The organism is Streptomyces sp. NRRL B-1347, from assembly GCF_000720325.1.
In the GTDB taxonomy this organism is placed as follows: domain Bacteria; phylum Actinomycetota; class Actinomycetes; order Streptomycetales; family Streptomycetaceae; genus Streptomyces.
The window spans coordinates 1-417 of the sequence record NZ_JOJM01000284.1 but is presented as its reverse complement, the minus strand read 5'-3'; the positions used below and the strand labels follow the sequence as shown (position 1 = coordinate 417).

Genomic DNA, 417 nt, shown 5'->3' with positions numbered 1-417 from the left:
GGCTACGAGGGTGGGTGGGGGCTGCCGGTTTTCGGCTCTCCCCCGCCTATGGGATCGCTGACGCTTTTTCAGGTTTGGAATTCGATATCCCGGGGCTGGGGTATCGAATTTGGGTGTCATGCCGCGAAGCCGATGTTGGTGACGTTCTCGTACTGGCCCCATTGTGAGCCCAGGTCGACCACCGCGTCATTCACCCACGCGTCGTCCAGGGCCGCGTCGTTGCCGGTGCTCCAGGCATCGACGATGCGGTCCCAGTGGCGGACGTTGAGGGTCCGGAACTCCACGACCCGCTGGTGGGGGCGGCTGACACGGGACTGGTTCAGGGGGTGGAACTCCACCCGAGTACCGCGGCCTTCACGATTGAGACGACTGGTCAGGTACCGGGCCACGTTACGGCGGCGCACCGTGCGGGAGGCC

The 417-nt window shown here is 65.5% G+C and carries 1 pseudogene; it reads right to left on the bottom strand.

Going from position 1 to position 417, the window contains the following annotated elements:
* Window positions 1-116: 116 nt before the first annotated feature.
* Window positions 117-417, bottom strand: a pseudogene (locus IG74_RS0145010) (transcriptional regulator); the annotation flags it as partial.